Here is a 26,356-nt window from a genome sequence, read left to right on the forward strand (position 1 = left end):
TGCAGCGTTGTCCGGAGCATGACGGGGCGGGGAGATCTCTCGGGCGGGCAGTGGGCGCAGCTGGAGCCGCTGCTGCCGGTGAGTAACAACCGGTGCGGGCGGTGGCGGGACCACCGTCAGGTGGTCAACGGGATACTGCACCGGGTGCGGACCGGGGTGCCGTGGCGGGACCAGCCGGAACGGTTCGGCCCGTGGAAGACCATGTATGAACGCCATCGGCTCTGGTCGGCCGACGGCACCTGGGAGCGCCTGTTCCAGCAGGTCCAGAGCGCGGCCGACGCGGACGGCGCGATCGACTGGGACATCTCGGTGGACTCCACCGTGATGCGGGCCCACCAGCACGCCGCCGGGGCCCGTAGAACCCCGCCGTCGGCGCCGAGTGGTTCAAAGGGGGTCGCCGCGGTGGAACACCTGAGCAAGAGGCCCTGGTTGAGGTTGCTCGGCCGTGTGGTGGCGGTGGTGCGGCAGGCGAGGGCCTGGGGCGCTCCCGCGGCGGGTTCACCACCAAAGTCCACCTGAGCGCCGATGGTCGCTGCCGCCCGCTGTCTCTCACTGTCACCCCCGGGCAGCGGGCGGACTCCACCCAGTTCGAGCCGGTCATGGACAAGATCCGTGTGCCACGGGCCGGGCTCGGCCGCCCGCGCCGGCGTCCGGACAGCCTGAGCGCGGACAAGGCGTACAGCAACCGCACCATTCGCGCCTATCTGCGAAGACGTGGCATCCGCCATGTCATCCTGGAGAAGAAGGACCACAAGGCCGCCCGCTTGCGCCGGGGTTCAGACGGTGGCAGGCCACCGGGCTTCGACAAAGAACGCTACAAAAAACGCAAAACGGTCGAACGCGCCATCAACAAACTCAAGGCACACAGAGCCGTCGCGACGCGCTATGAGAAACGCGCATATATCTTCCTCGGCACCGTCACTGTCGCAGCCCTGGTCATCTGGCGCCGCTGTCGGTTCCCGCAGCCAGGCAGTCGTCCTCGCGACCGCCGATGCCTATGCCGAGCGTGAACCGGCCGCCGGACATGCGGTCGAGGGTCGCGGTCTGCTTGGCGAGCACGGCTGTGTTGTGGACGGGCGCGATCAGAACCTCAGTCTGCAGGCGGATGCGCGAGGTGGTGCCGACGAGCGCCGCGAGGGCAATGAGGGGCTCAGGATTGTCGAAGACAAGCCTGTCGAGCAGGCCGAGCGTACTGAAGGGGCCGACATCGGCACGCTGCGCCCAGGGCAGCAGCAGCGCGGGATCATCGATGGGAAGACCAAGACCGATCTTCATGGGAAAACCTCCGGAGGGCATACCGGACCAGCTGCCGTCCCTCCGTGGCAGCGCGCGCCGTGCGCGAGCTCGCTCCCGTTCTGCGGCTACGTCTCCAGAGAGCGTGATCTTTAGAGTGCGACGGCGGTATCGCGGTCGGTCGAGCCCCGGCAACATCCTTTCCAACACACGCAGATACCGATCGACGGCCACGTGACAGGGCTCTGCACCCACGCGACCCACCGGACACGCCCTGGGAACGTGCCCCACATGGTGAGGCGGCGGAGGCGTTCGTGACTGCAGCGGGCGGCCGTCAAGCCGAGAAAGGCCAGGTGGTCGTCCGGGTGATGCCCGTAGCGGTGGTCGGGTCTGCGGTACCCGCTCAGCCAGGAGATTGTCCGCTCGATGTCCAAGCGGCGTCGGCCGAGTCGTTCGCCGGAGTCGGTGCCCTTGCGGGCGAGGTGCACCTTCAGCGACTTCACCGGGATGAGCGTGGTCCTCGGCGATCAGCGTCATCGGCACGCTGACCGTCACCGGCGAGTACAGCCGCGCTGCGCGCCATGGCCGGGGCGGCGCTGTTTGCGCCGGTGTCCGGGCTGGTCGGGATGGGCCTGGGCGCGGTCATCCGGCACAGCGCGACGACCATCGTCACCGGCATGGTGCTTCTGCTGTTGCTGCCGGTCGCCCTCAGCGGCGACCACTACTGGACAGCTGTCGTCGGCCACGCCACGCCCTACCAGGTGTGGGGACAGCTGATGGCGGGCGACGGCGCCACGTTCAGCCGAACCACCGGGCGAGGGCGGTTTCGAGCGGGGTGCTGTCGGTGCCGGTCCAGGCGATGTGCCCGTCGGGCCGGATGAGCACGGCGTCCATGTCGTCGTCGGACTCGGCTGTGACGTGGTCGACCCGGTCGCCCCGTCCTCCGGTCGTTCGGTTGTTCCCGTCGAGGGACAGCAGCAGGCCGCGGCCGGAGTGCATCAGCGCGCTCACCCGTGTCCGGCCGGCCTGGGTGAGCAGGTCCAGGTCGATCATGCGGGGGCCAAGCCCGGGGTACTGGACGTCGAGGCCCGCCATCATGCCCGCGACGTGGCGGTTGACCTCGGGCAGTCGGAGGAGGTCGGTGACCATGTCGCGGACTGCGGCGACCTCTTCGTCCCGCCCGGTGTTCAGCAGTACGGCCTGGGCCCGGGTGTGCTGCAGGACTTGCGCGGCGACGGGGTGGCGTTCGGTGTGGTAGCTGTCCAGCAGCCCCGCTGGTGCCCAACCGCGTACGGTGGCGGCGAGTTTCCAGCCCAGGTTGACGGCGTCCTGGATGCCCAGGTTCACGCCCTGGCCACCGATGGGCATGTGGATGTGGGCCGCGTCTCCGGCGAAGAGGACCCGCCCTTCACGGTAGCGGTCCACCTGGCGTACGGCGTCGCTGAAGCGTGATGCCGCGCGAAGCTCGCCCAGTTCCGTCTCGGGCCCGTACACGGCCTGCAGCGCTTCGCGGATCTCTTCGGCGGCGACCGGAACTTTCCGGTCCGGGCCGTCTCCGGTGAGCTTCCCGAAGATCAGCCGGTACAGGTCTGTGCCGAGGGGAGCAAGGACGGTGAAGTACCCGCCGGCGGACCTGGTGTACCGGCTCACATGCCCGGCCGCGGCGGGAACGTCCTCGGATCGGGAGGCCAGGGTGATGTCGGCGGCCACGGAGGTCGTCCTGCCTGCCCGGCCGGGGAAGGGAACGCCCAGCAGCCTGCGGACGGTGCTGTGCCCGCCGTCGCACGCGACGAGGTAACTGCCGCGGACGTCCCCGACGCTGACGCCGTCGCGATCCTGCTCGACCACTGTCACCTCGTGTCCGCGGAGTACGGGCACGCCCAGGCCGGCCAGGCGCTGTTCGAGGAATGCCTCGAGCCGGGCCTGCGAGACCGCGACCGGGTACGGGTGGCGGGTCCGCCACGGTCGGCAGTCCAGCTCGACGGGCAGCCCCGCGAAATGGCCGCCGGACTGGTTGCCGGATGGCATGTCCTCGATCAGCGGATCCAGCAGCCCGCGAAGGTCGAGCACCTCCGCGGTGCGCGGCTGGAGTTGTCCGGCCCGGGACTGCGGGTTGGGCGTGCGCTCCTTCTCCAGCACCACGGCCGGTATCCCGGCCAGTGCGAGTTCATGGGCCAGCATCAGCCCGGTCGGGCCGGCTCCGGCCACGATCACCTCTGTCTGCATCGCATCCTCCTGAATGCACTAGATGCAAAAATGCACTGGGTGCAGCGTAGAGTAAGATGGACGACATGAGGGACAGGCAAGCGATACAGACGGCCGGCGGGGCGGGGCTGCGGGAGCGGAAGAAGGCGCGCACCCGCGAGGCCATCGCCGCCACGGCACTGCGCCTGTTCCTGGAGTCGGGGTTCGAGAAGGTCTCGATCACGCAGATCGCCGAAGAGGCGGAGATCTCCCGGCGAACCCTGTTCACGTACTTCCCCACGAAGGAAGACCTCGTTCTGCAGCTGTTCGCCGACCACGAGGACGAAGCCGCCCGGGCTGTCCGGGCACGCCGATCGGGGCAGCCACCACTGGACGCGCTGCGGGAAGCACTGCTGGACTCCCTGCAGCGGCGCGACTCGAACACCGGCCTGAACGACAGCGCCGAGAGCCTGGCGTTCTACCAGCTGGTCAGCGGCACCGAGAGCCTGGCCGCCAGGCTGACGCACTACACGTCACGCGGGATCGACGCCCTGGCCGCCGCACTGCGAGAAGCGGCCTTCGATCCGCTCACCGCGCGCCTGGCGGCAGCACAGGTGATCACGGTGATGCGTGAACTCGCCGACCAGAACCACCAGGCCCTGGCCGGCGGGACGTCTGCCGCCGACCGGTACCCGGAAGCGGCCCGAGCCGCCAACCACGCGTTCGACCTGCTGCGCGACGGACTGGGATCCCTCCGGGATTCCAGCGGGCAAGCCTATTCCTGACCCGCACCAGTTCGAACGACTGCAAGCGCGGCCCTATGGCGAGGTACGGCTGAACGTGTCGAGCATCCTGAAGCCGTCCTCCCCGACGCCGACCGCAGCCGCACCCCGATGCGGTCAGTCCTGACCCCGGTCAGGCGACGGCGAGCGGACCCCGGAAGCCGTCTTCTCACCGAACTTGATCGCTGCGCCGGCGCCGGGCGCACGGTGCCCGGCGCGCCGCCGGTGGGTCAGCCAGATGCCCAGCACGGCGAGGGCGCTCGCCGGCCAGGTCGAGATGCTCAGCGGCCCGGCGAGCAGCGGGTCGACGAGGTGGCCCGAGATGTCGCGGGTCAGCGGCAGCGCGAACTCGTTGAGCGACAGGTGCGCCGCGACGGCCGCCCACACCGACCCGGTGGACAGCCGGACGGTGGCGATCACCGTTCCGAGCAGCATGGCGGTCACCACGGCGACGGGTATGCCCAGCAGCACCGGATGGCCGGGGTAGCTTCCGCCCAGTGCGGTCATCGGGGCATGCCACGCCCCCCAGATCGCGCCGCCGATCAGTAGGCCGCGGGTCCTGCCGCGGCTCAGCAACCGGGGCAGCAGGTAGCCCTGCCAGCCGAGTTCCTCGCCGAAGTACAGCGGAACGGACACCAGCGCGCTCAGCCCGAGCGGCGTGATCGTGGCGAGCCCGGGCAGGTGCGCGGGGGTGTACCACCCGGCGAGCGTGGCAACGGCCAGGCCGACGGCGGTGAGGCCCAGCGGGATCGTGAGCGCGATCGCGACGGAGTGGATTTCGTGCCGCCACGGTGTGGCCCTGGCCAGTCCGAGGACCCGTAGAGCCTCGCGTGGCCCGCGGCGACGCGCGGTGAGACCGAAGGCGGTCAGCGCCGGCACCAGCATCATGAGGATCATGCACAGCGCCGCGAGCCGCGGCGTCCCCTGCGTGGCGCTCGTCCGACGGAGGCCGTCGAGCCAGAGTGGGATCATGGTGATCCATGCTCCGACAAAGCTGATCGCCATGAAGGGGACGAGACCGGGGCGCGAGCTGCGTGGGGTGGTCGTTCGTTTCATGGCTGTGACGCTACGAACCGCGGGGTGACCGGGGCGATCGTGCACGCTCGCCGACCAATGGTGTAGCGCGCTCCACTGCGCCGGGAGGCCGAGGAGGGGAAGACTGCCCGTCGTGAATGAGTTATCGATGGCGCGGATGAGCGCGTCGCGTTCGGTCCGTGCCGCCGGGTACTGCGCGGTCGTGTTCGTCCGCGGGTTGACCCTGGTCGTGCTGGTGCCCGTGCTGATGTACTCGGCTGTGCTCTGCCTGGTCGGCGTGGGGCTGCTCGTCCTGCCGCTCGAGCTCCGGCTGCTGCGCCGGCTGGCGGACGGCGAGCGCGACCGGTTGGGACGGTGGGCGGGGACATCCACGGCACCGGCCGGACCGCACGCGCGAAGGCGCCTGATGGCGGTGTTGTCGGACCCGGCGACCGGCCGCGACCTGCGCTGGGCGCCCGTGATGATGGTCGCCGGCAGCGTGCTCGGGCTCATCGGTGCGGCGCTGTTCCTGTTCCCGGCGGCCGTGCTCGTGCTCGTTGGCCTGTGGTGGCTGTTCCCCGTGGACGAGCCGCTCAGGCTGATGCTGAACGTCCCGATCGACGGCTGGGGTTCCGCGGTCTACGCCGGAGTGCCTCAGTTCGTGCTGAGCGTGTTGCTCGCGCTGTTCGGCCCGCCCCTGGTGGCCAGGCTGGCGGCGTCTGTGAGCCGGTGGCTGCTCGCCCCGTCGGCCGCCGCGATCCTCGCCGAGCGCGTTTTGACGCTGGACCGGACGCGTACCGGGGTGATCAACGCGCACGGCAGCGAGCTGCGCCGCATCGAACGGGACCTGCACGACGGTACCCAGGCGCGGCTGGTGTCCCTCGCCATGCAGCTCGGGCTCGCCGAGCGGACGCTCGGCTCCGACCCTGCGGCGGTGGGCCCGCTGCTGGCCCGGGCGCGGGAGGGCGCCGAGGAGGCGATGGCCGAGCTGCGCGACGTACTGCGCTCCGTCTACCCGCCGATCCTGGCCGACCGGGGCCTCGCCGGCGCGGTCTCGGCGCTCGTCGCCCGCTGCCCGATACCCGCCACCGTGCAACTCGGCGAACTCGGCGACGTACCGGCGCAGGTCGAGGTCGCCGTCTACTTCGCCATCACCGAGGCGCTCACCAACGCGGCCAAGCATGGCCAGGCCGCTTCCGTGTCGGTCAGCCTGGCCAGGGCCGGCGGCACGGTCCGCGCGGAGGTCACCGACGACGGCCGGGGCGGGGCGGTCGAGGGCCGCGGCACCGGGTTGCGCGGCATGCGGCAGCGCGTCGAAGCAGTTGACGGCGCGCTGTGGGTGCAGAGCCCGCTCGGCGGACCCACAGCGATCACCGTGGAGTGCCCGTGCGCATCCTGATCGCAGAGGACAACGCGCTGCTCGCGCAGGGACTTTCCGCGATGCTGGAGGCCCTGGGGAACGAGGTGGTCGCCACGACGGAGGACGCCGAGTCCTTCGTGATGGCGGCAGTTGCCCACCGGCCGGACGTGGCCGTGGTGGACGTCCGCCTCCCCCCGTCCTTCACCGACGAGGGCATCAGGGCGGCGCTGCGTGCCAGGGAACGTGTCCCCGGCCTCCCGATCCTCGTGCTCTCGCAGTACGTCGAGGACACCTACGCCCGAGAGCTGATCGCGGATGGCACCGGCGTCGGCTACCTGCTCAAGGACCGGGTCGCCCGCGTCGACGACTTCCTCGAGGCGCTGCACCGGGTGGCGGCCGGCGGCACGGCGCTGGACCCTGACGTGATCCGGCAGCTGCTCGCGACGCGCGGCAACCCCCTGGCGCGGCTCACGGAGCGCGAACGCGAAGTACTCGCGATGATGGCCCAGGGATACGGGAATTCTGAGATCGCCGATCGCCTCGTTGTCACCGAGCGGGCCGTGCACAAGCACGTCGGGAACATTTTCGTGAAGCTCGACCTCCCACCTGAGGACAGCGGCCACCGGCGCGTCCTCGCAGTTCTCACCTACCTCGGCGCTCCTCAGAGAGCCGCCTCTGCCTTCCATCCCAGGGAGTGTTCTCGGCGCGGATCACGCGGCGCGTCCTCGGCGGAGCCCTTTCCGACCTGATCGCGAGGCCCGAGACGGAGAAGTTCCTGGTGAAGGGTTGGTCTAGCAGGGCAGCCGCGTGAGTCAGGAGCCTCTCAACGCCGCCTGTGGGGGCCGAGATCGAGCAGCACCTTGCCGAGCTGGTCGGAAGTGAGGGCCGACGCGGGCAGAGGGGGCGCGGTCGGGTTGGTGCGAAGGCCGTCGAGGAGCAGGGCGAGCGGGCGGAGCCAGGCATCCGGGGCGACCGTGGTGAGCGCGGGTACGGCCCTGCCGAGTGCTGCCAGGGTGAGGAGCAGGTCCTCGGTGGTGAGGTCCGGGCGGATGGTGGCTTGCTCCTGACCGCGCCGGAGCAGCTCGTCGATGGTTTCGCGGTTGTGGGCGTGGATCGCCTTCAGGGAAGTGACGCCTTCCAGATTCGTGGTCATGAGGTCGTTGGTGCCGCGGTCTGCGGCCAGGCTCGAGAACACTGTTCGTAGGTACTGCGTCAGTCCCGTCCATGCGTCCTCGGCGGTCCGTGCCCGTTCGCCGGCTGCTGCGGTCTCCGACAGCGCATCCCGGAAGACCTCGTCGACGAGCGCGGCACGGGTCGGGAAGTGGCGGTAGAGGGTGGCATTGCCCACGCCCGCCCGCCGGGCGATCGCATCGAGCGGGGCGTCCAAGCCCTGTTCGGCGAAGACTTCGCGGGCTTTGTCCGTCAGCAGCTTCCGGTTGCGCAGCGCATCACGGCGCCCTGCCGGTGAACGGTCGCCCATCACGTCTCCCTCTGCTCGCCCCGTACCGGGGAGCGCTCCCCGGTACCGATGCTATCGTCGCCCGAGTAAACGGGGACTGTTCCCTGCTTTACTTCCCGCGGGCGGGACGTCCGCGGTCGTTCACGGGGAGGGGGAAGCATGCCTGGCAGTGCACTCGTGCTCGGCGGCGGCGGACCGGTGGGTGGAGCCTGGTTGACCGGGGTGCTCGCCGGGCTCACCGAGGCCGGGATCGACCTCGGCAGCGCCGACGTCGTGATCGGCACCTCCGCCGGTGCCGTCTTCGGATCCCGGCTTCGGTCCGGCGTCTCGGCCGCAGACCTCTACGGGCGTCAGCTCTCCGGAGCCGACGCGGTCCGTCTGCCGGTGACAGCGCGCCAGACGGCGCGCTTCCTCTGGGCGGCGCTCGGCTCCCGCGATCCCCAGCGGTCCATCGAACGCCTCGCCCGGGCAGCACTCCGCGCCCGGACCGGCCCGGAGTCGGATGTCTTCGACACGGTCGGCGCGCTTCTTGGCGAGATACGCGACTGGCCTGAGCGGGAGCTGCGGATCGCCGCGGTTGACACGCAGAGCGGACAGACCGAGGTGTTCCACTCGCACTCTGGAGCCACCCTCCTCGAAGCGGTCGCGGCGAGCTGCGCCGTGCCCGTCGTATGGCCGCCGGTCACCGTGGCGGGCCGGCGCTGGATGGATGGTGGCAGTCGTTCGACCGCCAACCTCCAGCTCGCACGCGGGTACCGCCGGGTGCTGGCGGTTGTGCCGGTGCCCCGGGCGGTCGGGCCGCATCGCAGCGCCTCGCAGCAGGCCGCGGAACTGTCCGACGACGGAGCGCGTGTCGTCCTGCTGTCCCCGGACCGTGCTGCGCGCCGCATGATGGGCCGCAACATGGCGGACGACACCCGCCGGTCGGCTGCCGCCCGCGCGGGTCACGCCCAGGCCAGTGCGTTGGCCCCTTCGGTGGCCGACGTCTGGCAGGGGTGACTGCGGCCGATCTGCCATCTATCAGCTGCCACCGACAACGAGCCTGGCACCGAGGCGGCGCCACGGTAGCTCACGGACGCCGCCCCTGTGCACGGATCAGGTCACTTCACGGTGCAGGGGGGCGAGACTGGTGGGCTCGCATGTTGAGGTGTCGCGTATTCGTAGCTGACGTCGGCAGCCCCATGACGCTGAGTGAGCCGTCAGGGGCGGTCGATCGCGGTGGGATGATCGCGTGGTGAGTGACGTGAGGGTGTTGGCCGCGGAGGCCGTTGAGTCACATGTCCGGGCGTTCTTCGAAGGGCACCCATCCGCGGCGGAGCCGGCAACGGCTCGATCACGCCCACGCCTGATCAGTCAGCTCATGACGACGCACCATGAACAGACCAACGCGCCAACCACTTTGCGGACACGACGGAGACTGCCCAGGGGAGGTCTGCATCACTGACGCATTCGAAGGAGTGAACAGGCTGACCAGCGCGTTTCATGTTTGTGGCCGATTGGCTGCCCGGTGGCCACCGGGCGTGAGATTTGGCCACGGAATCCGAGATCCCACACTGGTTGTAGGGTATCGCTGCTCGTGACATGTCGATCTTGCGTGACCTGGGCGTTCTTGGCTGTCTCACGGCCTTGTCACCCATGATCAGTCTCAAATCCGTGGCATTTCCTCGCGACGGCGAGGGCGGGGTCGAGATCAGGCGGCTTGTCCGAGTCGGCCGAGTACACCACGCTGGGCCCCGAGCACGAGGGCTACCGGCGAGCCCGGATCGCGCACCGATGAGATTCCCGCGCCGCGCTGGTCCATACGCCGGACACCCACGGACGGAAGGCTGGGCCATGCGGAAACTGATCTACGGCATGAACCTGACCCTGGACGGCTACATCGCCGCGGCCGGCGACGACATCGGCTGGAGCGGACCGCCGAGCGACGAGTTGTTCCAGTGGTGGCTCGACCACGAGCGGGCGAGTGGCCTGTCGCTGTATGGGCGCAAGCTGTGGGAGACGATGAGCGCCTACTGGCCGACCGGCGACCAGCAGCCCAACGCCACCCCGGCGGAGATCGAGTTCGCGCGGACTTGGCGGGACACGCCGAAGGTGGTGTTCTCCTCGACGATCGACAAGGTCGCCTGGAACACCCGCCTGGTCACCGGCGACGCGATCGCCGAGATTGCCCGGCTCAAGGCCGAGGACGGCGGCCCAATGAACATCGGCGGCGCAACGCTCGCCGGGGCGGCCATGCGCGCCGGGCTGATCGACGAGTACGTGATCGCCGCCTATCCGGTCCTGGTGGGCGGCGGCACGCCGTTCTTCACCGCGCTGGACAGCTGGGTGAACCTGAACATGGTGGAGACGCGGACGTTTCCCGGCGGCGTGGTCCTGACCAGGTACGAGACGAGGCGCTGAACGGCAGCACCTGTCGGCGTACAAGGACATGCGCAGAGGTCCGTACAAGATCACGTACAAAGGCCGGGTGCCACTCGTTGGGGGCCGGCTGGTAGCTGCCGATTTTCGGGCCGGGACGGAGTTGTCCAGGATGGGCGGAGCCCAGCGGGGAGCGCCGCCGTAGGCGCCCTTGACCATTCGGAGTGGCTCATAGGCTCCCTCATCGGGAGGCCCCACCACCCACTTTTTGCGGCTCAGTTGTGGCATCTGGATCTTTGTGAAGACCTGCCGCTGGGACTTCATCGCCGACAACCGCGCCGACTTCGGCGTCAAGCGGCTGTGCCAGGTCCTTAGGGTGTCCTGCAGCGGCCTGCCCGGGGTCTCGGGGCCGGTGAGGACCGTCTGGTGCCTGCCCGGGCCTGGAGGGTTAGGGGATAGGTGAGCAACGCGAGGCCCCCGCTGACCGACCTCTCCCTCGGGAACACGACTTCGCAAGCTCGGCCGCCCGCGGCCGTGCCCACAGCCCGTGGCCTGGCCCGCAGTCATCGGCGTCGTCGCAGTTGCCGGCGGCTGTGCCTCCAGGTGGCCAGCAGTACATCTACGGGCACCCGGGGATGCGCTGAGTGCTTCCTGTCACCAAGTAGCGTGCCGCCGCCCGCTGCGCGCACTCCACTCCGCCCTGGGTCGCGACATGGGTGCGCCCCTTGAAGACCACCAGCTGCGCGCCGAGGCGCTGCGACACCGTCCGGGCACCTGAGATTCCCGTACGAGGATCATCCGTGCCGTTGATGACCAGCGGGCGCGGCGTGGCCGGCGGAACCTTGATCGCGCCGAGTGGTGCGCCCCTGCCCGGCCAGAAGGCGCAGGGCAGATACTCGGCCGCGGTGAAGGACGAGTCCTTGTCGGCCTTGTGGAAGGCGTCGGCGATGGCGGCCGGGGTGCCCGGCCACGCGAAATCCGTGCAATAGACACCCAGGTTGTAGCCCAGATCAAGGGTCGAGCCTGCTTCGGACTTCAGCTGCTCGGGGAACCCCTTGTCGGCGAGCTTGCCCAAGGCCGTGCGGTCGCCGTGCCCCGCGGCATCGAGGGCGTCGGCCAGTTCCGGCCAGCGCTCCGGAACATACCCGGCCGCGGCCGCCGCAGAAAGGACCTTCTTTCGGCCCTTGTCATCACCACCGGCGGCGGCGAGCGCGCGGCCCACCGGGTCCTTGTACACAGAGCAGTGGGAAGCGTTGTTCTTGCACCACAGGGTGAATCCGGACAACACGGACTGAAGCTGCTGGCGCGCCACCTCCTCGGCGTTGCCGCCCGTGTACGCCTTGTCTTCGGCGGTCCCCGAGGCGTCCAGGGCCGCCCGTACACCCGAAAGCGCCGGGTCCATCGTTCCGTCGAGCACCACGGCCCGGACGTGCTGAGGATGCGCAACCAGGTACTGCTGGCCGAGCAGTGTGCCGTAGGAGCCCATCAGCAAGCTCAGCCGCTCCTCACCGAGCGCCGCACGGATCGCGTCCAGGTCCTCCGTCATGGCGCGCGTACCCAAGTACCCAGCCAGGGCGCCGAGCTTCTTCGTGCAGGCCTCCGCGTACCTACGCGCTGCGGTGCCCGCGGCCGCGCCCTGGCCGCCCTCCAGGGCTTCCGATACGGCGTTGTCCTCCCCGCACCCGGGTACGGCCCCGCTCCGTCCCGAGCCCCGAGGGTCGAAACCGATCAGATCGAACCGCTGGGCCAGTTCCGGCGGCAACTGCGCCGCCGGGACGTACGACCCCGCGATCCCCGGCCCGCCGGGGTTCCAGACAAGAGCCCCGATCCTCTTGCTCCTGTCGGCAGCGGGCAGCCGCGACACGACGATCCCGATCTTGCGTCCCTCCGGATCCGCCGGGTTCACCGGCACACTCACCGTCGTGCACCGTCGTGTCGGCTGCCCCGGCAACGCACAGCCCTTCCAGACGAGGCCGCTGCGCTCGGACTGCTGCGCTGAGGGCCGCTGGACCGAGGAAGCCGTCGGGCTGGGGGCGCACCCTGCGGCGAGGAGCAGCGCGAAGACAGCACACAGACCGGAGAGAGTTGTCCGGGAATGCATCATCATTCATCCATATTTACCCGATGTATCTGTTCCAGGCGATTCTGTGAGGGCTGGTGGGACATCTGTGCCAGGTGGCGGACGCCGTGCCGCGTCGTGGTGGGGATCGTGGGTGTCAGGCCACGCCGAAAGCTGGCGGTGACCCTCGGTCAACCGGCCCAGGCGTGTGATGACACGGCACGCTTCTTTCGCTTGAAGCACAGGCATCGACTATGACCCTGTCCTACGTGGTGAGGCGGACGTTGACCCGGTATGGGGCGGGGAGCGTGGAGCTGGTTCGTGCCGGACGGGCTGTGGGAGAGATGCACATCCTGTCGGACGCGAACGGACTGCCCCTGGTCGTCGGCGTCTCATTCGGCAACACCCACGACAGCGAAGGGCTGGAGCCGATGGTCGAGGGTCACCAAACGAAACACGACCCTCACCGCGGCCGGTACTTCAAGCCCCAGCGCCTCCACGCGGATAAGGCATACGACCGCCCGGCCCTGCGGAAATAGTTACGCGGCAAGCGCATCGGAGTCCGGATCGCCCGCAAAGGGATCGAGTCCAGCGAACGGTTGGGCCAGCGGCTCCTCAAACTCACCACGTAGGACACGGTCTTAAGCCCTTGTAGCACTTGGCTCCGTAGGAATTTGCGACGGCCTCCGCAGGCATGGCCGGCAAAGCCCTGGCTTCCACCGTGGCGGTAGGCGGATTGGGTTGTGGAAGACGTCAGAGCCCTTTTAGCTGAGCATGCACTGTTCGCCGGCGCGGCGAGGAATATTGCGAGCGTCGGCATTGAGAAAGGAACGAACGACATGGCAAGACATCGCAAGCCGTCAAATTCTCAGATACAACGACGCATGGGTATGGGCGTCGCTACCGCCGCCCTCGGCGTCACGGGTCTTGGACTCGTTGCCACGACCGCACATGCGGCTGAGACTGCGCCGGCCAGCAGCCCGGTGGCCGGGAACTCCGTCGACGGTCACCAGCTCAAGGGCAGTGGAAAGGGGGCTCAGAGGATCGTGGACGGTCTCTGGTCGGCGGGCAAGTCACTCCTCGGCCTCGACGGGGAGCCTCCGCTGGCTACCCCGACGCACAGCCTCCCCCAGAAGACGGTCGAGAGCGTGGCCCACCAAGCCGACGCCTACATGAACAACTCGGACGACGAGTCTGCGTACCCCGACGACGAGACCGTGTCATTCCCGGGCTCGGACAACGGCTACGCGGACGACGTTCCCGTCGAGCAGCCGTACGAGGAGATGGCTCCGGACGACGATGTGAACTGGCCCTCGGACCCGGAACCGAACCCCAATGAAAGCCCCGTGTTCGACCTGGACGGCGACAACGGGTCGATGATCCCCGCCGACTGGGCTCGCTGAGCGGCTTGTCGGCACGCGGGGTCAGCCCCCGTACTCGGGGCATAACCACCTGCTGATGCGCCTGATCAGAGTCCTCGTTCAGCGTGACGACAGGGGGAAGGTGCGCGGTCCGACCGGACATCGATCGGGCCGGGCACCTCGCCCGCGACGGGAGAACCATCATGGACCAGCCTGCTGTCGCCGCCCCTCGGGGCGCTCACGCGCGCCGCTCCCGGGCACAGCGCGACCGCAGCGCGTCGGTGCCGCCCGGACAGGGGCGGTTCCTGCGCTTCTACCTCCTTCTGTTCGGTGCCGACGCGTTGCTCGGCTGGCTGGCGTGGACCATGGCCCGGCCGATCACGCACGGCCTGGAGTATCCGCTGTGGAGCTTGCGTGGCGCTGTGGCGTCGGCGCTGAGCGACGTTGTCGTGTTCGGCGGGCTGCTGGCACTGGTGGCCTTCCGGGTGGTGCATCACGAGCGTCGATGCTTCGTCGATCTCGGCCTGCGCGGGCCGGGACGCAGCAGTGAGTTCCGCCGGGGTTATGGGCTGGGGCTGGCCTGGACCGCCGGCGCGATGGTCGTCGCGGTCGCCGCTGGGTGGACCGTGGTGAGCGGGAGCGTCCCGCCGTCGACACTTCTCGCCTTCGCTCCCTTGTGGATGGTGGTGACCGCGTTCCAGGCGGGTGTTGAGGAAGTGATTTTCCGGGGCTGGATGTTGCCGCTGCTGGCCCAACGCTGGGGGCCTTATGAGGCGGTGACCGTTCAGGCCCTGCTGTTCGGCTGTCTGCATCTGCTGGTGGACGCGAATACCACCCTGGCGGTCCTGCATGGCCTGGTGTTCGGTGCTTTCGCGGGCCTCTATGTGCTGTACCGGCACGGCATCTGGGGAGCCATCGGCATCCACAGTGCCTATAATTTTGCGGCCATCCCACTTATTTCGCTCAGCACGGGCGGGAAATACGGCCCCGCGGGCTGGCATTACGCGGCCATCACGCTGACCGGTATCGGAGTCGTCGTCATGCTCGCCCTGGATATCCGAGACCGCCGTCGGCGGTGACTCCACACGGGAAATCGCGGACGCTGAAGTCGGGCTTCCCCCCGTGATCGTGGACAGGGGGTGGTTACGCTGCGGGGGCGACGTCTTGTGCTGCCCGGACCCTGGTTCCGATCGGAGTGACGTATCCGTGGACGGGATGTTGCCACGGGCGGGTGCGGTTGTGTATTCCGAACCGCGATCCGAGCGCGCGATGCAGCCCTCTTTCAGCCCGCCCCGGCCGACGGCCATCCTCAGCGCGTCGACGACGAGCTCGGTCCGATGATGGTCAGCCGTCGCACGGCCGACGGCCTCACGGGTGGCCAGGTCGATCACCGTGGCGAGATGTCACCAGCGGGCCGGCATGGGCAGGTGATGTCGGGGACCAGTTTCGCGCCGGGCTGGACGGAGGTGGAGTCTCCGACGAGATCAGGTGACGGGGCCGCTTTCCGGTCCGGCCGAGTCAGGCCGCGGCGTCGGCGGCGGGTGATCGCACGGATGCCGTGCTCAGGCATCATCCGCTCGCCCCGCTTGTGGTTGACGTGGTGCCCGTTCCTCCGCAGCGCGGCCGTGATCCTCGGGGCTCCGTAGGCTCGCCGCAACGCGTCGTGAATGTGCCGAATCTCGGCGACCAGCTTGTGTTCCTGGCGGGCCTGCTCCTCGGCCGCCGGACGCGCGGCGACATAGGCGTAATGGCCCGAGCGAGACACGCCCAGCACCCTGCACGTCAGGGTGGCACCGTGATCACTGGGGTAGGTCTCGGCGGCCTTCACCGCGTCGATGAACGCGTAGCGCACGGCTACTTCGTCGTCTCTCTCAGAAGTGCGAGGGCACCGAGTCATATCGCGGGAATGCCATCGATGTCGATCAGCAGGGCCCGGTCCGGCGGCCGTTCTTCGGTGGGGTGCGGTGCTGCTGGTATCGGAGACTTCCCAGGTGAGCACGCGGTCGTACAGCAGGCGCAGGGTGATCGGAGCGGTGCCGTTGCGGATGGCATTGGTGACCGGTTCGCTGATGATGAGCTCCCCGCTGACCGACGTGGCTTCCGGCACGCCCCACTCGGCGAGCTGCCGGGTGGCGTCGTCCCGGGCGACGGAGACGGCGGCGGGGTCGGAGGGGGATGTCCCAGTGGGCGATGCCTTCCTGGCAGGTTTGCTGTGGTGTGCGCCCGGTGCGGGTGAGCGCGGTGCGCAAAGCGGTCAGGCCGGTGGTGATGTCGCGCTGGCGGCCCTGGACGACGTCGTCGGTGCAGAGGACGAGGCTGCTGCCTTCGGGCAGGCGGAGCCGGGCGCCCTGAAAGGGCATGCCGCCAAGGCCGATCGGGGGCCGGCGGGCAGGCTGGGGAAGTCCGCGGTGCCGTCGGGGCGGACGAGGGCTGGCAGTGGGTGGCCTGCGCGTGCGAGCTCGCAGATGCCGGTGGTGGGATCGTAGAGGGCGTAGAGGGCGTAGAGGGCGTAGAGGGCGTAGCGGCGGGTGGCGCCGATCATGACGGGTTCGCGACCGGCCGCGGTGCTTTCCTGGTCGAGCAGTATGACGAAATCGTCGAGACGGGCGGGGAGTTCGTCGGGTGGCATGTCGAGGGCCGAGAAGTTCTGTACGGCGGTGCGCAGGCGGGTCATGGTGGCAGCGGCGTGCGGATAGCGGTGGGCGATGTCGAGGGCGTTCTGCTCTGGCACGCTGCGGGGCAGGAGGCTGTGCTGGAGTGTGACGGCGGTGTTGTGTTCGCGGGTGCAGCGGTGGGCGTTGTCGATGCAGATCGATGCGCGGGCGGGCGATTTCCTGCAGCCTCGGGCGGGAGGACTGGGCGCGGCGAAGCTGATGAGTTCGCCCTTGCGGTAGAAGGGGTGATCGTCGCGGATGCCCCGCACGGCCACCCGGCGTAGCTTGACCGCGGCGCCGAGCGCGGCGGGTACGGGGGCGTCACCGTCGAGGACCGGTTCGGCGAGGCCGACGGTGGTGTAGTCGGCGAAGCCTGGTACGAGGGTCTGCGCGAGTTCGTCGGCGGTACGCTCGATGTCCAGGGTGGTCCTGATGGTCCCGCTGGCGTCGCACGGCAGTTCGAGGCGGCCTCGGGCGACCTCCACGCGTCCGGTAAGTGTGCGTAGTTCCGTGGCGCCGCGCAGGGTGGTCGCGCTGCCGGGCGGACCTCCGGTGCTGTCAGTGGGCCGGCTGTTGACGGCCAGCAGCCGGTCGTCGATGGGGGCCCCGTATCCGCCACGCCGCCCACACCGACGAGGGCGGCCGCGGCCTGCAACTTGTCGCCGCCCTTTCCGAACGCTGGGGTGCCCGCTACCTGCACGGCGGCAAATGCATCTGGACCGAACAGGACATCCCCCGCTGCGCCGCGTAGCCGACCTCGAACACGAAAAGCGCCCACGCTCATCCTCGGCTTCAGCCAGCGGGGTATCACGCAGATCCAGCAACGGCTGCATGCACCGGGCAGAGGCCGTGCGTTCCTGAATCTTGCCCGGGCCTCGCCCGTACCGCCCGATAGTCGATGACGTCCGTACGGCCCGCGCCCAGGGCATCATCGACTCCCTTTCCGGGGCCGGCATCCCGTGCTGGGCCGGCAGGGCGTGCCAAGGCGTTCGCTGCACCGGGTGGAGTGTCTACCTTGCTGCGGCCACTGGGACAAGCCATCCGCGGGCACCATCAGGTTCCCTCACGGCGCCGGGTAGAACTGGCGGGCCCAGTGGCGGAACAAGCCGATGGAATCGTCGCTCGCGGCGAGGCGGGGTCGTGGCTCGTAGCGTTTGGTGTTCCAGATCCTCAGGTCCTGATGGACCTTGCTGACCGCGGTGCGCAGTATCGCGTGGGCAAAGGCCCGGTGCAGGCCGCGCCGCGGGAGGGACACTCCAGTGGCGTCCTGCCTATGGATGTCTGCACAGGCCGTCGCGACCAGCATCTGGGTGCGTCGGGGCCCGGTCGGTGTGTGCATGGCCCACAGGTAGCTGACGAGTCCGAGCGGGGGCAGCGGTAGCTCGACGCGGAGATATCCCAGCCCCGCCATGAGGAACGTATGGTCGGCCTGGACCTTCTGTCTGAGGGCAGGAGGCCGGTCCGGCCCGAGGCGCAGACGCATGCGCAGGAGCGGGCCTTGGGCCGTCGGCGGGTCGAGTTCCTGCACGGCGACGTGGTGCAGGACCGGGAGATGCCGGTAGTCGAGGGTGTTCTCGATGATCTCTTGGGCGTAGGTGTGCACTTCTGTGCTCCAGGCGGCTGTCGGAACGACTCCGGGCTGGGCGGTGCCGGGGACTTCCCAGGCGGGTGGAGCGCCATCCGGTTCGTACCAGGCGAAGAGGAAGCCGTTGCGCTCCCTGATGGTGTGGTGCTGCAGACGGGCGCGCGGGGGCGGGCCGTCGGGCGTGCCGACGCAGGTGCCATCGGGAGCGAAGGCGAAGCGATGGAAAGGGCATACCAGGTTCTGGCCCTCCACCGTGCCGCCCGCTCCCAGATGGGCACCCAGGTGTGGGCAGTAGGGATGCACTGCGCGGGGCCGGCCGTCGCGGGTGCGGTAGAGGACGATGTCCTCGTCCATGAATCGGCGGGTCAGGACCTTGCCGGGGGCCAGGTCTCGTGAACGCGCCAGGCAGAACCAGCCACTGGGGTAGGGCAGATGCCGCGCTGGCTCGTCGACGGCGGCGTGAGGACTGCGAGACCTGGGCAGTTCGTCCCTCATCGTCATGGTCGGCAGCCAAACACAGGAAGACGCACTGCATTCAGCACACACAGCAAGATCACTCTTATGAGGTATCTACCGGTCATATCACCACAGGTGATCGCGGGTGACACTACGATCGGTCGCTCTGAGTAGGTGGTTGGGGGCGGTTCGGCATCAGCGCCGGGATGCTCCCGAGGCAGACAGGGGCGGACGCTGGTGGCCGACGACAGCATCGACAATCTTCGTCATGAAGCGGAAGTCGTCGTCATCGGGGCCGGCCTCTCCGGCGTGGCCGCTGTGATCGCGCTGCGCCGGGCCGGTTTCAACGACGTCGTCGTGTTGGAGAAGTCCGGTCGCCTCGGCGGGACTTGGCGTGACAACACCTATCCCGGATGCGGCTGCGACGTACCGTCGGTGCTGTACGAATACTCCTTCGCGCCCTACTCATGGAGCCGGGGCTTCGCCGACCGGTCGGAGATTCTCGGCTACCTCGACACCACCGCGGTGACACACGGCGCGGACGAGGCGATCCGCTACGACACCGAGGTGCTGAGCAGCCGCTGGGAGCCGGAAGCGCACCGCTGGAACCTGCAGACCACGTCGGGCACGTACACCGCCCGCGCCCTGATCGTCGCCACCGGCCCCTGGCATCGGCCCCGCCATCCCGACATTCCCGGCCTCGACACCTTCCCGGGCACCGCCTTCCACTCCGCCCGTTGGAACCACGAAGTCGACCTGACCGGACGGCGCGTGGCAGTGGTGGGCACCGGAGCGTCCACCGTCCAGTTCCTGCCCGAGATCCAGCCGAAGGCGGCTCATGTCGATGTCTTCCAGAGCACACCACAGTGGGTACTTCCGAAACCTGACTACCCCCTCCCTCCGGGGCTCCACCGCTTCTTCGAACACCACCCGGCAGCACGCCGCGCACTACGCGGCCTGCACCACTGGACCCAGGAGGCCATCGGCGTACCCTTGCGTCACCCCCACCTGCTGCGGCCCTTGGAAGCCCTGGCCCGCTTCCATCTGCGTACCTCGGTAAGGGACCGCGCCCTGCGCCGGGCCCTCACTCCGGACTACCGCTTCGGCGGCCGCCGCCTGATCACCTCCGGCACCTACTACGCCGCCCTCACCCGGCCCAACGTGCGGCTGCATCCCACCCGCGTGACCGCCGTGGAGGGCTCCGACGTCATCGGCGCCGACGGCACCCGCACCCACGCCGACATCATCGTCCTCGCGACCGGATACCACATCGGCGACATCCCGCTGGCCCCCCATCTGCACGGCACCGACGGCACATTGGCCCAGACCTGGGCCGACAGCCGCCGTGCCTACCTGGGCACCAGCGTCAGCGGATACCCCAACCTCTTCCTGCTCATCGGCCCGAATCTGCTCACCGGCACCACCGCCGTCCCCACCGTCCTCGAAGCCCAACTCCGCTACATCACCACCGCGCTCAACCACCTGCGCACCAGCGGGGCGACCACGCTGGATGTCAAGCCCGAGGCCGAAGCAGCCCACCAGCAGGCCCTGCAAGAGGCGCTGCGCAACACTGTCTACAACGCCGCCGGCCCCGCCGGCTACTACTTCGGCCTCCCGGGCATCAACACCTTCTGCTGGCCCTGGTCGACCGCCAGGCTCGTCAAGCGCCTGCACTCCTTCGACCCGGCGGTCTACACCTGGTCGCTACCACTGCCGGCCCAAGTCGGCGCCGAGCGGGATGGGCTGTCGGCTCGCCCTTCGAGCCGACTCCAGTAGGTCCCGGTTACGCCCGTCGACATCGCGGTGGCGGGCAGGACTGGCGAATCCCAGCGGCGCCAGACGGTGAAGGGCGCGTCGCCGTCGACAGGCGGGGCCGTACCGGTGTCACGCGGTGTCGCAGAGCGCTGATGCCATCGCGTACGTTGTCCACGGCATAGGGGCGAAGGGCGCGGGTGGCCAGCGCCGCGACGGCCTGCTCCACAGTGTTGGCTCCGGAGTCGCCGCACTGGCTGGCGGCCGGTGTCGGCCTCTATCTGGCCCCGGACAGCGGTTCCTCCGACAACTCAGGTGCACGGCCGCGTCCGGGCGACCAGGTCCGACGTGTCTCGCGGCTGCAGCAGAACGACCAAGGGCATCGCTTCGTTGTGGAGGTTGGTGACGAAGTCGACATCTGCTGCGGACAGCAGCTGCTCACTGTCTGTCCCCGTTCCGGTGAGCAAGTCCCGTCCCTGACCGCGCAGATCGCGCGGGCGAGCAACCCGGGCGGCACGACGGCGATGTGGGTGTGAGACCGGCTGGACGGACTGTGGCACGACGAGGACTTCGTCGGCTGGTACCCGCGTGACGGACGCCCCGGCCTTTCGCCCGCCCAGTTGGCCACCGTCTGCGTGTTGCAGTTCCTGCTCGGTCTGTCGGACCGGCAGGCGGCCGAGGCGGTGCGCCGCCGCATCGACTCCAAGTACGCCATGGCTTATGAGCTGGACGATCCGGGATTCCACCACAGCGTGCTGGCCGATTTCCGCGAGCGCCTGGCCGAGGCGACCGGGCCGACCGCCTCCGGGACCTCGCACTGGCGCGGCTCAAGGAGGCCGGACTGGTGCGCGAGCGCAGCACGCAGCGCACCGACTCCACCCACGTCCTGGCCGCGGTGCGCGACCTGACTCGACTGGAGCTGGTCATCGAGGCGGTGCGGGCCGCGCTCGAAGAAGTGGCCCGCACCGCCGGGCATCTGCTGGTCGGTCTGGTCGACGAGGACTGGGGGCGCCGCTACGGCCGTGCGGTCCGGTTGGGCAAGAACCCCACCCGGCCCAAGACCAGGATCGACACCACCGGCGACGACGCCGTCCGGCTGCTGGAGCATCTGCGCTGGCACGGCGCACCGGCCGTGCGTTCGGTCCCGGGGTCCAGGCCCTGCGGCAGATCATGGTGCAGAACTACTACCGTGACGAGACGGGCCGCCTGCGCTGGCGCACTGCTGACGACGGCGGGCTGCCGCTCTCCTCCTCGGCGATGGTCTCTCCCTACGACACTACGGCGCGCTACTTCCGGCACGGGCACATCATCAGCTGGAAGGGGTTCGCGGCCCATGTCACCGAGACGTGTGCCTCCGACAGCGTCAATGTGATCACGGACGTGGCCACCACCTCGGCCGCCACGAACGATGCCCAGGCCCTGCCCGGTATCCATACCCGGCTGGCGCGGCGCGGACTGCTGCCCGCCGAGCATCTGGTCGACGGCGGCGACGCCTCTCTCATCCACCTGGAACGAGCCGAGCGGGAACACCGGGTCACCGTCAGCGGGCCGCTGCCGGGCAACCCCACCCGCGAGAGCGCCCGCAACGTGGGCTTTCCTCCGCGAGAACTGCGCGACCTGCAAGGCCGCGTCCGCACCGAGCAGCAGACACCCGAGTGGAAGGTGCGCTACGCGGTCCGCTCCGGAGTGGAGGGCACCATCGACGAGTTCGCCCACGGACACGGCATGCGCCGCTGCCGCTCCCGAGGACAGCCGAATGCCCACCTGCAGCACGTACTCACGGCCGTCGCCGTGAACATCGAACGACTCAGCGGCCGGCCAGTGACCGAGGAAACCTCTTCCCCGAGACCGCCGACCGCCTTCCAGACCTTCCTGGACCAGCAGGGGATCCACCGGTCGAAGTCCTGGCGAACCCCCGGCACCTGACCTCGACTGTCAAGATCCCCGACAGAGTCAAGGACTGGCACGGACAAGGTGCGCCTCGGGCACCCGGGACCGGGTCCCGAAGGCAGGAAAATGCCAGGTCATCCGCGGCCTCTTGGGTCAGTGGGCGGAGTAGTGTGAAGGCACCGGGAGTTCTTCGTGCACCGGCTACGCTGCGGGTGCCGTTTCCGGCGATCGAAAACGCCGGGCCGATCGCGAGCCCGGGGGCAGGTTCGCGCCATGTCCGTGACCATCGACCGTACGACATCGGGCAGGCGCGCGCCGTCGCTGCCGGCTCGCCTGTCCCTGACGCCCGCGCCGGGCGGGCTGGACGGCACGTGGTGGCCTCGTTCCCGTGCCCTCACGCGTGAGTTGCCACCCTTGACAGCCGCACTGGGCGACCTCTGGGGTCGCATTACGCGAATCACGGTGCACCCGGCCTACTGGCCCGTGATCCCGCGTCGGGTGTCCGTCGCCGGACGCACGGTGCGTGTGGGCTGGTCCACCGAAGAGCAGGATCCGCACAGACTGACCTTCTTCTCCGCCGATGGCCGCCGAGACGTGCTGGTGATTCCACCGGAAACCGGTGCGGATGCCGCCGCGCAGCTGATGGCGGGCCACGGCATCGATGCCCCGGCCCGGGCGGAAGAAGCAGACAGGATCGATGCCCGGATCAGGGAAGAAGCGTGGGAGACCGACGGCGGAGCAGGTCGGCCGTCGTCCCTGCCCCGGCCCATCGGTTCGACAGGGCGTTTGCCCGCCGGCGAGCGGAGGTGAGAGGACCATGACTGTCATTGCCGTGGCTGTGTTGCTTGTCGTGATCGCCGTCGGAGTCGTTCTCATCCACCGGCTCAACGCTCAGCACAGCGAACGGATCGCTGCCTTCCACTACAGCGATGCTCTGCCGGGGATCGGCCGCCGGCTCCGGAGGCACCGCCGACGGGCCGCCGACATGCCCAACGGTGACAGCGACCGCGGTTGACATCGGCTCGGGCCCGGCTGGGGGCGGTGGAGGAAGGCATGTCATGGCGATATTGCGAGACCGGAAGACGTACCGCGAGAGGATCATGCAGGCCCTGTACCAAGCCGCCGAGGGCAATCGCCTCCTGGGCGTCGATGGGGCGAAGCTCCGCAACGACCTCGGTATTCCTGAGCAGGACATGGCCGCTGCCTGCATGTACCTGGCGGGCGAAGGCTGGGTCGTCGTGGACTGGGGGAGGGGCAACACGCCCGCGATGATCACGCTGACGCACCAGGGGATCCGCCAGATGGAGACTGAAGAGGAGGGGCGTGGCTGAGCAGCCGCGTCGGCTTCTCGGACCGAAGTGAACTTTCGCGAGGATTGTTCATGTCGGATTAATCCCTTTGGCGTACCGTGGAAAGCGGGTCGGCGCACTCTCACGTGCAATGACCCGGAAGGGCGGCTCCGGCGGGTCTACGCCGGAGCCGTTGCCTGTTTCCGTAACCGCGCCCTGCGGCGGAGCGCTCGCGCAAGCGTCGTACGGAGTACCGTGAGTAACAGGGCCGTATCGCGGTCGCACGCTCTGCGGTCGCACTGCTCTCTGCGGACGGGCGGACACCATGGCCGACTCAGACACCCCCGACCTCCCCAGGCTTCTGCCGGATGCCGTCCACCGGTCGGTGAAACCCGGGACGGCCCTGCTGCGGCTGGAGACGACGCACGCACGCGAGGGAATCCTGGACGGCGCATGGTGGCCGCGGTCCCGGGACATCGGTGCCGAGCTCCCCTCGCTGATCTCCGCGTTGACCGAGCACCTCGGACCTGTCACCCGGGTCGGTCTGGACGGCAGCGCCTGGGACGAACTGCCTACCCGGGTGATGGTCGACGGCCGAGTCGTCCACATCGATTCCTTCCCGGTCGGTGACGACACCGTCCTCATCACCCGGGGCGAGCGGGACCATTTCTCCCTGATGCTGGTCCCTCCGGACACGTCGCCCGACGCGGCACGCGCCGCGATGGCCAGGGCCGTACGGGCCGACAACGTCACCGAGGCCAAGCAGATCCTCATCGACACGGGTGGCGACATGCCACCTACGCCGACCTGAAGCCTCCGTCGCGGATTTCTCCGTCTACTGAGAATCCCTGTGCCATGGCGGCGCTGACCGTAGGCGTGGTGTCGCGGATCGTGTTCAGATGGTCGTCGGTGATGGGATGGTCCGGGTTCCGGTGTCGAAGGTGCGCTCGAGCTGGGCCTGGGAGACGGTGCGCACCGCATGGGCGATGTCGGCGGGGGTGGATCCCTCGCTGGACGAGCAGTCGTCCGTCCTGGCTTCGGAACCGGACGATCGCCTTCAGCAGTTCGTTGACGACGCCGACAGCGGTCGCGTCCGCGCCGCCGCGTTCGCCGGCGATCTCCCCGACCTCGTCGATGCAGACGAGGACGTTGTCGAGCCGGGCGATCTCGTCGAAGCGCCGGTTCAGCCCGGTCGCCAGGCCGTACTCGGCGGCCGGACGGGCGGGGAACAGTTCGAGGAAGGGCCATCCCAGGCGGTTGGCGATCGCGTGCGTGAACGTGCTCCTGCCGGTCCCGGGCGGGCCGAACAGCATCACCGCCCGTGGCAGTTCCACTCCGTGCTGGGCGGCCAGTTCGGGATGGGCCAGCATCAAGAACGCACGCGAGATGGCACGCCTGCCCTACAGCTCCCGATAGCAGAGACGGCTGCGGGACAGCCGCGGGATCTGACATCGAACTCAGGCGGTGGTAAGCCACCGCAGTCTGCCCCATCAGGGCGTCGACATGACCTCTGCCGGTGACCCCTCAGGGCATGACACTGGCGGAGGGATACAGGCAGCGAGCATCTGCCGCGGGGCCGGTTCCAGGAGGCCGTCACCTCGCATGCCGTGATGGACCAGGCGATCGGCGCGGTCGCCCGACGACATCCGCCGAGCCCTGAAGGCTGCCGGCACAGCCGGGCGCTGGTGTCCGTGCCGGGCCGGGCGGTGCCGTGGCTGCGTTCACCGCCCGACCCGGGGTCCTCAGGCGCCCGCCACGAGTTCCGGATGCTCGTGCTCGCAGGTGTCGTCGATGCCGTAGGTGTCCCAGGCGGGGAACGGGTCCGTGGGCGGCAGGTGCTCGCCAGTGGCCATAAGGCTGTCGGCCAGTGCCGCGTGCAGGGCGTCCGAGTGCAGGTGCGTGCCGATGAAGACCAGTTCCTGGGCGTCCGGGCTGCCGGTGTCGCGGGCGGCGGAGGGCTCGAAGCGTGCGACGGAGCCGGCCTGTGACCACAGGCCCGTCACGTGCGGACGGCTGGCCAGCGTGAAGAAGCCCTTGGAGCGCAGGATCTGCCCGTACGCGCCGCTGTCGAGCTTCTCGGTCACGAACGTCCACAGCCTGCCGGGATGGAAGGGCAGTTCGGAGCGGAAGACGGTCGAGGAGATGCCGTACTCCTCCGTCTCGGGGACGTGGTCGCCGTTGAGTTCTCGCACCCAGCCGGGAGCCTGCTGGGCGCGCTCCAGGTCGAACAGCCTGGTGCCCAGCACGTCGCCGGCCTTCACGCGGCCGTGGACGGCCGGGATGATGCGTGCGGCCGGGTTGAGGCGGGTGAGCGTCGCTCCCAGCAGGTCGGCCGTCGCCTTGTCGACGAGGTCGAGTTTGTTGAGGACGATGACGTCGGCGAACTCGATCTGGTCCATGAGGCAGGTCGCTGACGGTGCGTTCGTCGTCCTCGTACTGGTCGAGGCCGCGCTCGGCGAGCTCGTCGCCGCCGGCCAGTTCGGGCAGGAAGCCTGCGGCGTCGACTACCGTGACCATGGTGTCCAGGCGGGCGATCTCTCCGAGGGCGGCGCCGTCGTCGCGGGCGAAGGCGAAGGTGGCGGCTACCGGCATGGGTTCGGAGATACCGGACGACTCGATGAGCAGGTAGTCGAAGCGGCCCTCACGGGCCAACTGGTCGACCTCCTGGAGCAGGTCGTCGCGCAGGGTGCAGCAGATGCAGCCGTTGGTCATCTCGACGAGGCGTTCCTCGGTGCGCGACAGAGCCGCCTCGCCGCCGCGCACCAGGGCGGCGTCGATGTTGACCTCGCTCATGTCGTTGACGATGACGGCCACGCGCAGTCCCTCGCGGTTGGCGAGGACGTGGTTGAGGAGGGTGGTCTTGCCCGCGCCGAGGAATCCGGACAGGACAGTGACGGGCAGTCGGTCGGACGGCATGAAC

At 69.2% G+C, this 26,356-nt stretch carries 22 protein-coding genes and 8 pseudogenes; 18 read left to right on the top strand and 12 right to left on the bottom strand.

The features are described from left to right. Positions 1-18: 18 nt before the first annotated feature. A pseudogene (locus AQI95_RS45605) lies at positions 19-1,010 on the top strand (IS5 family transposase). Here AQI95_RS45605 and AQI95_RS38680 read toward each other — a convergent pair. The 3 genes and pseudogenes from AQI95_RS38680 to AQI95_RS38690 all read right to left on the bottom strand — a co-directional run. Beyond that, a pseudogene (locus tag AQI95_RS38680) lies at positions 952-1,275 on the bottom strand (LLM class flavin-dependent oxidoreductase); the annotation flags it as partial. The pseudogenes AQI95_RS45605 and AQI95_RS38680 overlap by 59 nt on opposite strands. Positions 1,276-1,526: 251 nt before the next feature. After that, positions 1,527-1,733: pseudogene (locus tag AQI95_RS50445) on the bottom strand (IS5/IS1182 family transposase); the annotation flags it as partial. A 298-nt stretch (positions 1,734-2,031) separates the two neighbouring features. Continuing rightward, positions 2,032-3,459: an FAD-dependent monooxygenase gene (locus AQI95_RS38690; RefSeq protein ID WP_067135284.1), complete on the bottom strand. Its 1,428-nt coding sequence runs from the start codon at positions 3,457-3,459 to the stop codon at positions 2,032-2,034. 65 nt (positions 3,460-3,524) lie between these two features. On the opposite strand from AQI95_RS38690, the gene AQI95_RS38695 reads away from it, so the two are divergent. Continuing rightward, a complete protein-coding gene (locus tag AQI95_RS38695; RefSeq protein WP_067135488.1) occupies positions 3,525-4,202 on the top strand; it encodes a TetR/AcrR family transcriptional regulator in 678 nt (225 codons plus the stop codon). A 114-nt stretch (positions 4,203-4,316) separates the two neighbouring features. On the opposite strand, the gene AQI95_RS38700 is transcribed toward AQI95_RS38695, so the two are convergent. Beyond that, the gene (locus tag AQI95_RS38700) at positions 4,317-5,255 is read right to left on the bottom strand and encodes a CPBP family intramembrane glutamic endopeptidase (RefSeq protein WP_079071810.1); all 939 of its coding nucleotides are present in this window, start codon (positions 5,253-5,255) and stop codon (positions 4,317-4,319) included. Positions 5,256-5,367: 112 nt separating this feature from the next. Between AQI95_RS38700 and AQI95_RS38705 the strand changes: the two genes are divergently transcribed. Continuing rightward, positions 5,368-6,612 (top strand): sensor histidine kinase, encoded by a 1,245-nt coding sequence (locus AQI95_RS38705; RefSeq protein WP_208614372.1) that lies wholly within the window; start codon positions 5,368-5,370, stop codon positions 6,610-6,612. Beyond that, complete coding sequence (locus AQI95_RS38710) at positions 6,600-7,322, top strand: LuxR C-terminal-related transcriptional regulator (protein ID WP_079071811.1); 723 nt, start codon at positions 6,600-6,602, stop codon at positions 7,320-7,322. Before AQI95_RS38705 ends, AQI95_RS38710 begins: the two co-directional genes overlap by 13 nt. Positions 7,323-7,396: 74 nt before the next feature. Here AQI95_RS38710 and AQI95_RS38715 read toward each other — a convergent pair whose 3' ends face one another. Then, complete coding sequence (locus AQI95_RS38715) at positions 7,397-8,053, bottom strand: TetR/AcrR family transcriptional regulator (RefSeq protein ID WP_067135287.1); 657 nt, start codon at positions 8,051-8,053, stop codon at positions 7,397-7,399. A 138-nt stretch (positions 8,054-8,191) separates the two neighbouring features. Here AQI95_RS38715 and AQI95_RS38720 point away from each other — a divergent pair, with 138 nt between their 5' ends. Further along, complete coding sequence (locus tag AQI95_RS38720; protein ID WP_067135289.1) at positions 8,192-9,031, top strand: patatin-like phospholipase family protein; 840 nt, start codon at positions 8,192-8,194, stop codon at positions 9,029-9,031. Between the two features lie 834 nt (positions 9,032-9,865). After that, positions 9,866-10,432 carry a dihydrofolate reductase family protein gene (locus AQI95_RS38725; protein WP_067135291.1) on the top strand — a complete coding sequence of 189 codons (567 nt, stop codon included), beginning with the start codon at positions 9,866-9,868 and terminating at the stop codon, positions 10,430-10,432. A gap of 577 nt (positions 10,433-11,009) precedes the next feature. Here the strand turns inward: AQI95_RS38725 and AQI95_RS38730 are convergent. Continuing rightward, entirely contained in the window at positions 11,010-12,308 is a 1,299-nt protein-coding gene (locus AQI95_RS38730) for an alpha/beta fold hydrolase (protein ID WP_159056661.1), read from the bottom strand. 482 nt (positions 12,309-12,790) lie between these two features. Between AQI95_RS38730 and AQI95_RS38735 the strand changes: the two are divergent. The 3 genes and pseudogenes from AQI95_RS38735 to AQI95_RS38745 all read left to right on the top strand — a co-directional run. Then, a pseudogene (locus AQI95_RS38735) lies at positions 12,791-13,060 on the top strand (transposase); the annotation flags it as partial. 132 nt (positions 13,061-13,192) lie between these two features. Further along, a complete protein-coding gene (locus tag AQI95_RS47600) occupies positions 13,193-13,852 on the top strand; it encodes a hypothetical protein (protein WP_159056662.1) in 660 nt (219 codons plus the stop codon). Between the two features lie 161 nt (positions 13,853-14,013). Further along, on the top strand, positions 14,014-14,889 hold the full coding sequence (locus AQI95_RS38745; protein ID WP_067135297.1) for a CPBP family intramembrane glutamic endopeptidase: 876 nt from the start codon (positions 14,014-14,016) through the stop codon (positions 14,887-14,889). 216 nt (positions 14,890-15,105) lie between these two features. Here AQI95_RS38745 and AQI95_RS50450 read toward each other — a convergent pair. From AQI95_RS50450 to AQI95_RS50455, 3 genes and pseudogenes are all read right to left on the bottom strand, one after another. Then, positions 15,106-15,201 (bottom strand): annotated as a pseudogene (locus AQI95_RS50450) (hypothetical protein); the annotation flags it as partial. Further along, positions 15,198-15,917 (bottom strand): IS3 family transposase, encoded by a 720-nt coding sequence (locus AQI95_RS46830; RefSeq protein WP_425264956.1) that lies wholly within the window; start codon positions 15,915-15,917, stop codon positions 15,198-15,200. The gene AQI95_RS46830 and the pseudogene AQI95_RS50450, both read right to left, overlap by 4 nt. A 148-nt stretch (positions 15,918-16,065) precedes the next feature. After that, positions 16,066-16,484, bottom strand: a pseudogene (locus AQI95_RS50455) (PP2C family protein-serine/threonine phosphatase); the annotation flags it as partial. A gap of 584 nt (positions 16,485-17,068) precedes the next feature. Here AQI95_RS50455 and AQI95_RS49375 point away from each other — a divergent pair. After that, positions 17,069-17,215, top strand: a pseudogene (locus tag AQI95_RS49375) (ATP-binding protein); the annotation flags it as partial. A gap of 312 nt (positions 17,216-17,527) precedes the next feature. On the opposite strand, the gene AQI95_RS38760 reads toward AQI95_RS49375, so the two are convergent. Continuing rightward, on the bottom strand, positions 17,528-18,550 hold the full coding sequence (locus tag AQI95_RS38760; RefSeq protein WP_079071814.1) for a Rieske 2Fe-2S domain-containing protein: 1,023 nt from the start codon (positions 18,548-18,550) through the stop codon (positions 17,528-17,530). Between the two features lie 192 nt (positions 18,551-18,742). Between AQI95_RS38760 and AQI95_RS38765 the strand changes: the two genes are divergently transcribed. The 8 genes from AQI95_RS38765 to AQI95_RS38785 all read left to right on the top strand — a co-directional run bounded on the left by AQI95_RS38765 (position 18,743) and on the right by AQI95_RS38785 (position 24,247). After that, on the top strand, positions 18,743-20,281 hold the full coding sequence (locus tag AQI95_RS38765; RefSeq protein ID WP_067135305.1) for a flavin-containing monooxygenase: 1,539 nt from the start codon (positions 18,743-18,745) through the stop codon (positions 20,279-20,281). 176 nt (positions 20,282-20,457) lie between these two features. Further along, a complete protein-coding gene (locus tag AQI95_RS49385; RefSeq protein WP_079071815.1) occupies positions 20,458-20,793 on the top strand; it encodes a hypothetical protein in 336 nt (111 codons plus the stop codon). Positions 20,794-20,877: 84 nt separating this feature from the next. Next, positions 20,878-21,165, top strand: a complete 288-nt coding sequence (locus AQI95_RS49390; protein WP_482255596.1) for a transposase — start codon at positions 20,878-20,880, stop codon at positions 21,163-21,165. Positions 21,166-21,427: 262 nt separating this feature from the next. Beyond that, positions 21,428-22,183 (top strand): transposase, encoded by a 756-nt coding sequence (locus tag AQI95_RS49395; protein ID WP_244188986.1) that lies wholly within the window; start codon positions 21,428-21,430, stop codon positions 22,181-22,183. A 237-nt stretch (positions 22,184-22,420) separates the two neighbouring features. Continuing rightward, positions 22,421-22,957 (top strand): DUF5994 family protein, encoded by a 537-nt coding sequence (locus tag AQI95_RS45630; protein WP_079071817.1) that lies wholly within the window; start codon positions 22,421-22,423, stop codon positions 22,955-22,957. A gap of 7 nt (positions 22,958-22,964) precedes the next feature. Continuing rightward, the gene (locus AQI95_RS38775) at positions 22,965-23,162 is read left to right on the top strand and encodes a hypothetical protein (RefSeq protein ID WP_067135307.1); all 198 of its coding nucleotides are present in this window, start codon (positions 22,965-22,967) and stop codon (positions 23,160-23,162) included. A gap of 43 nt (positions 23,163-23,205) precedes the next feature. After that, entirely contained in the window at positions 23,206-23,478 is a 273-nt protein-coding gene (locus tag AQI95_RS38780; RefSeq protein WP_067135309.1) for a hypothetical protein, read from the top strand. Between the two features lie 283 nt (positions 23,479-23,761). After that, positions 23,762-24,247: a DUF5994 family protein gene (locus AQI95_RS38785; RefSeq protein ID WP_067135311.1), complete on the top strand. Its 486-nt coding sequence runs from the start codon at positions 23,762-23,764 to the stop codon at positions 24,245-24,247. Here the strand turns inward: AQI95_RS38785 and AQI95_RS38790 are convergent. Both AQI95_RS38790 and AQI95_RS49965 read right to left on the bottom strand, forming a co-directional pair. Continuing rightward, positions 24,234-24,806: an AAA family ATPase gene (locus AQI95_RS38790; protein ID WP_244188998.1), complete on the bottom strand. Its 573-nt coding sequence runs from the start codon at positions 24,804-24,806 to the stop codon at positions 24,234-24,236. The genes AQI95_RS38785 and AQI95_RS38790 overlap by 14 nt on opposite strands. Positions 24,807-25,178: 372 nt before the next feature. Then, positions 25,179-26,352, bottom strand: a pseudogene (locus AQI95_RS49965) (GTP-binding protein). Between the last annotated feature and the right edge of the window lie 4 nt (positions 26,353-26,356).

It is taken from the genome of Streptomyces yokosukanensis, assembly GCF_001514035.1.
In the GTDB taxonomy this organism is placed as follows: domain Bacteria; phylum Actinomycetota; class Actinomycetes; order Streptomycetales; family Streptomycetaceae; genus Streptomyces; species Streptomyces yokosukanensis.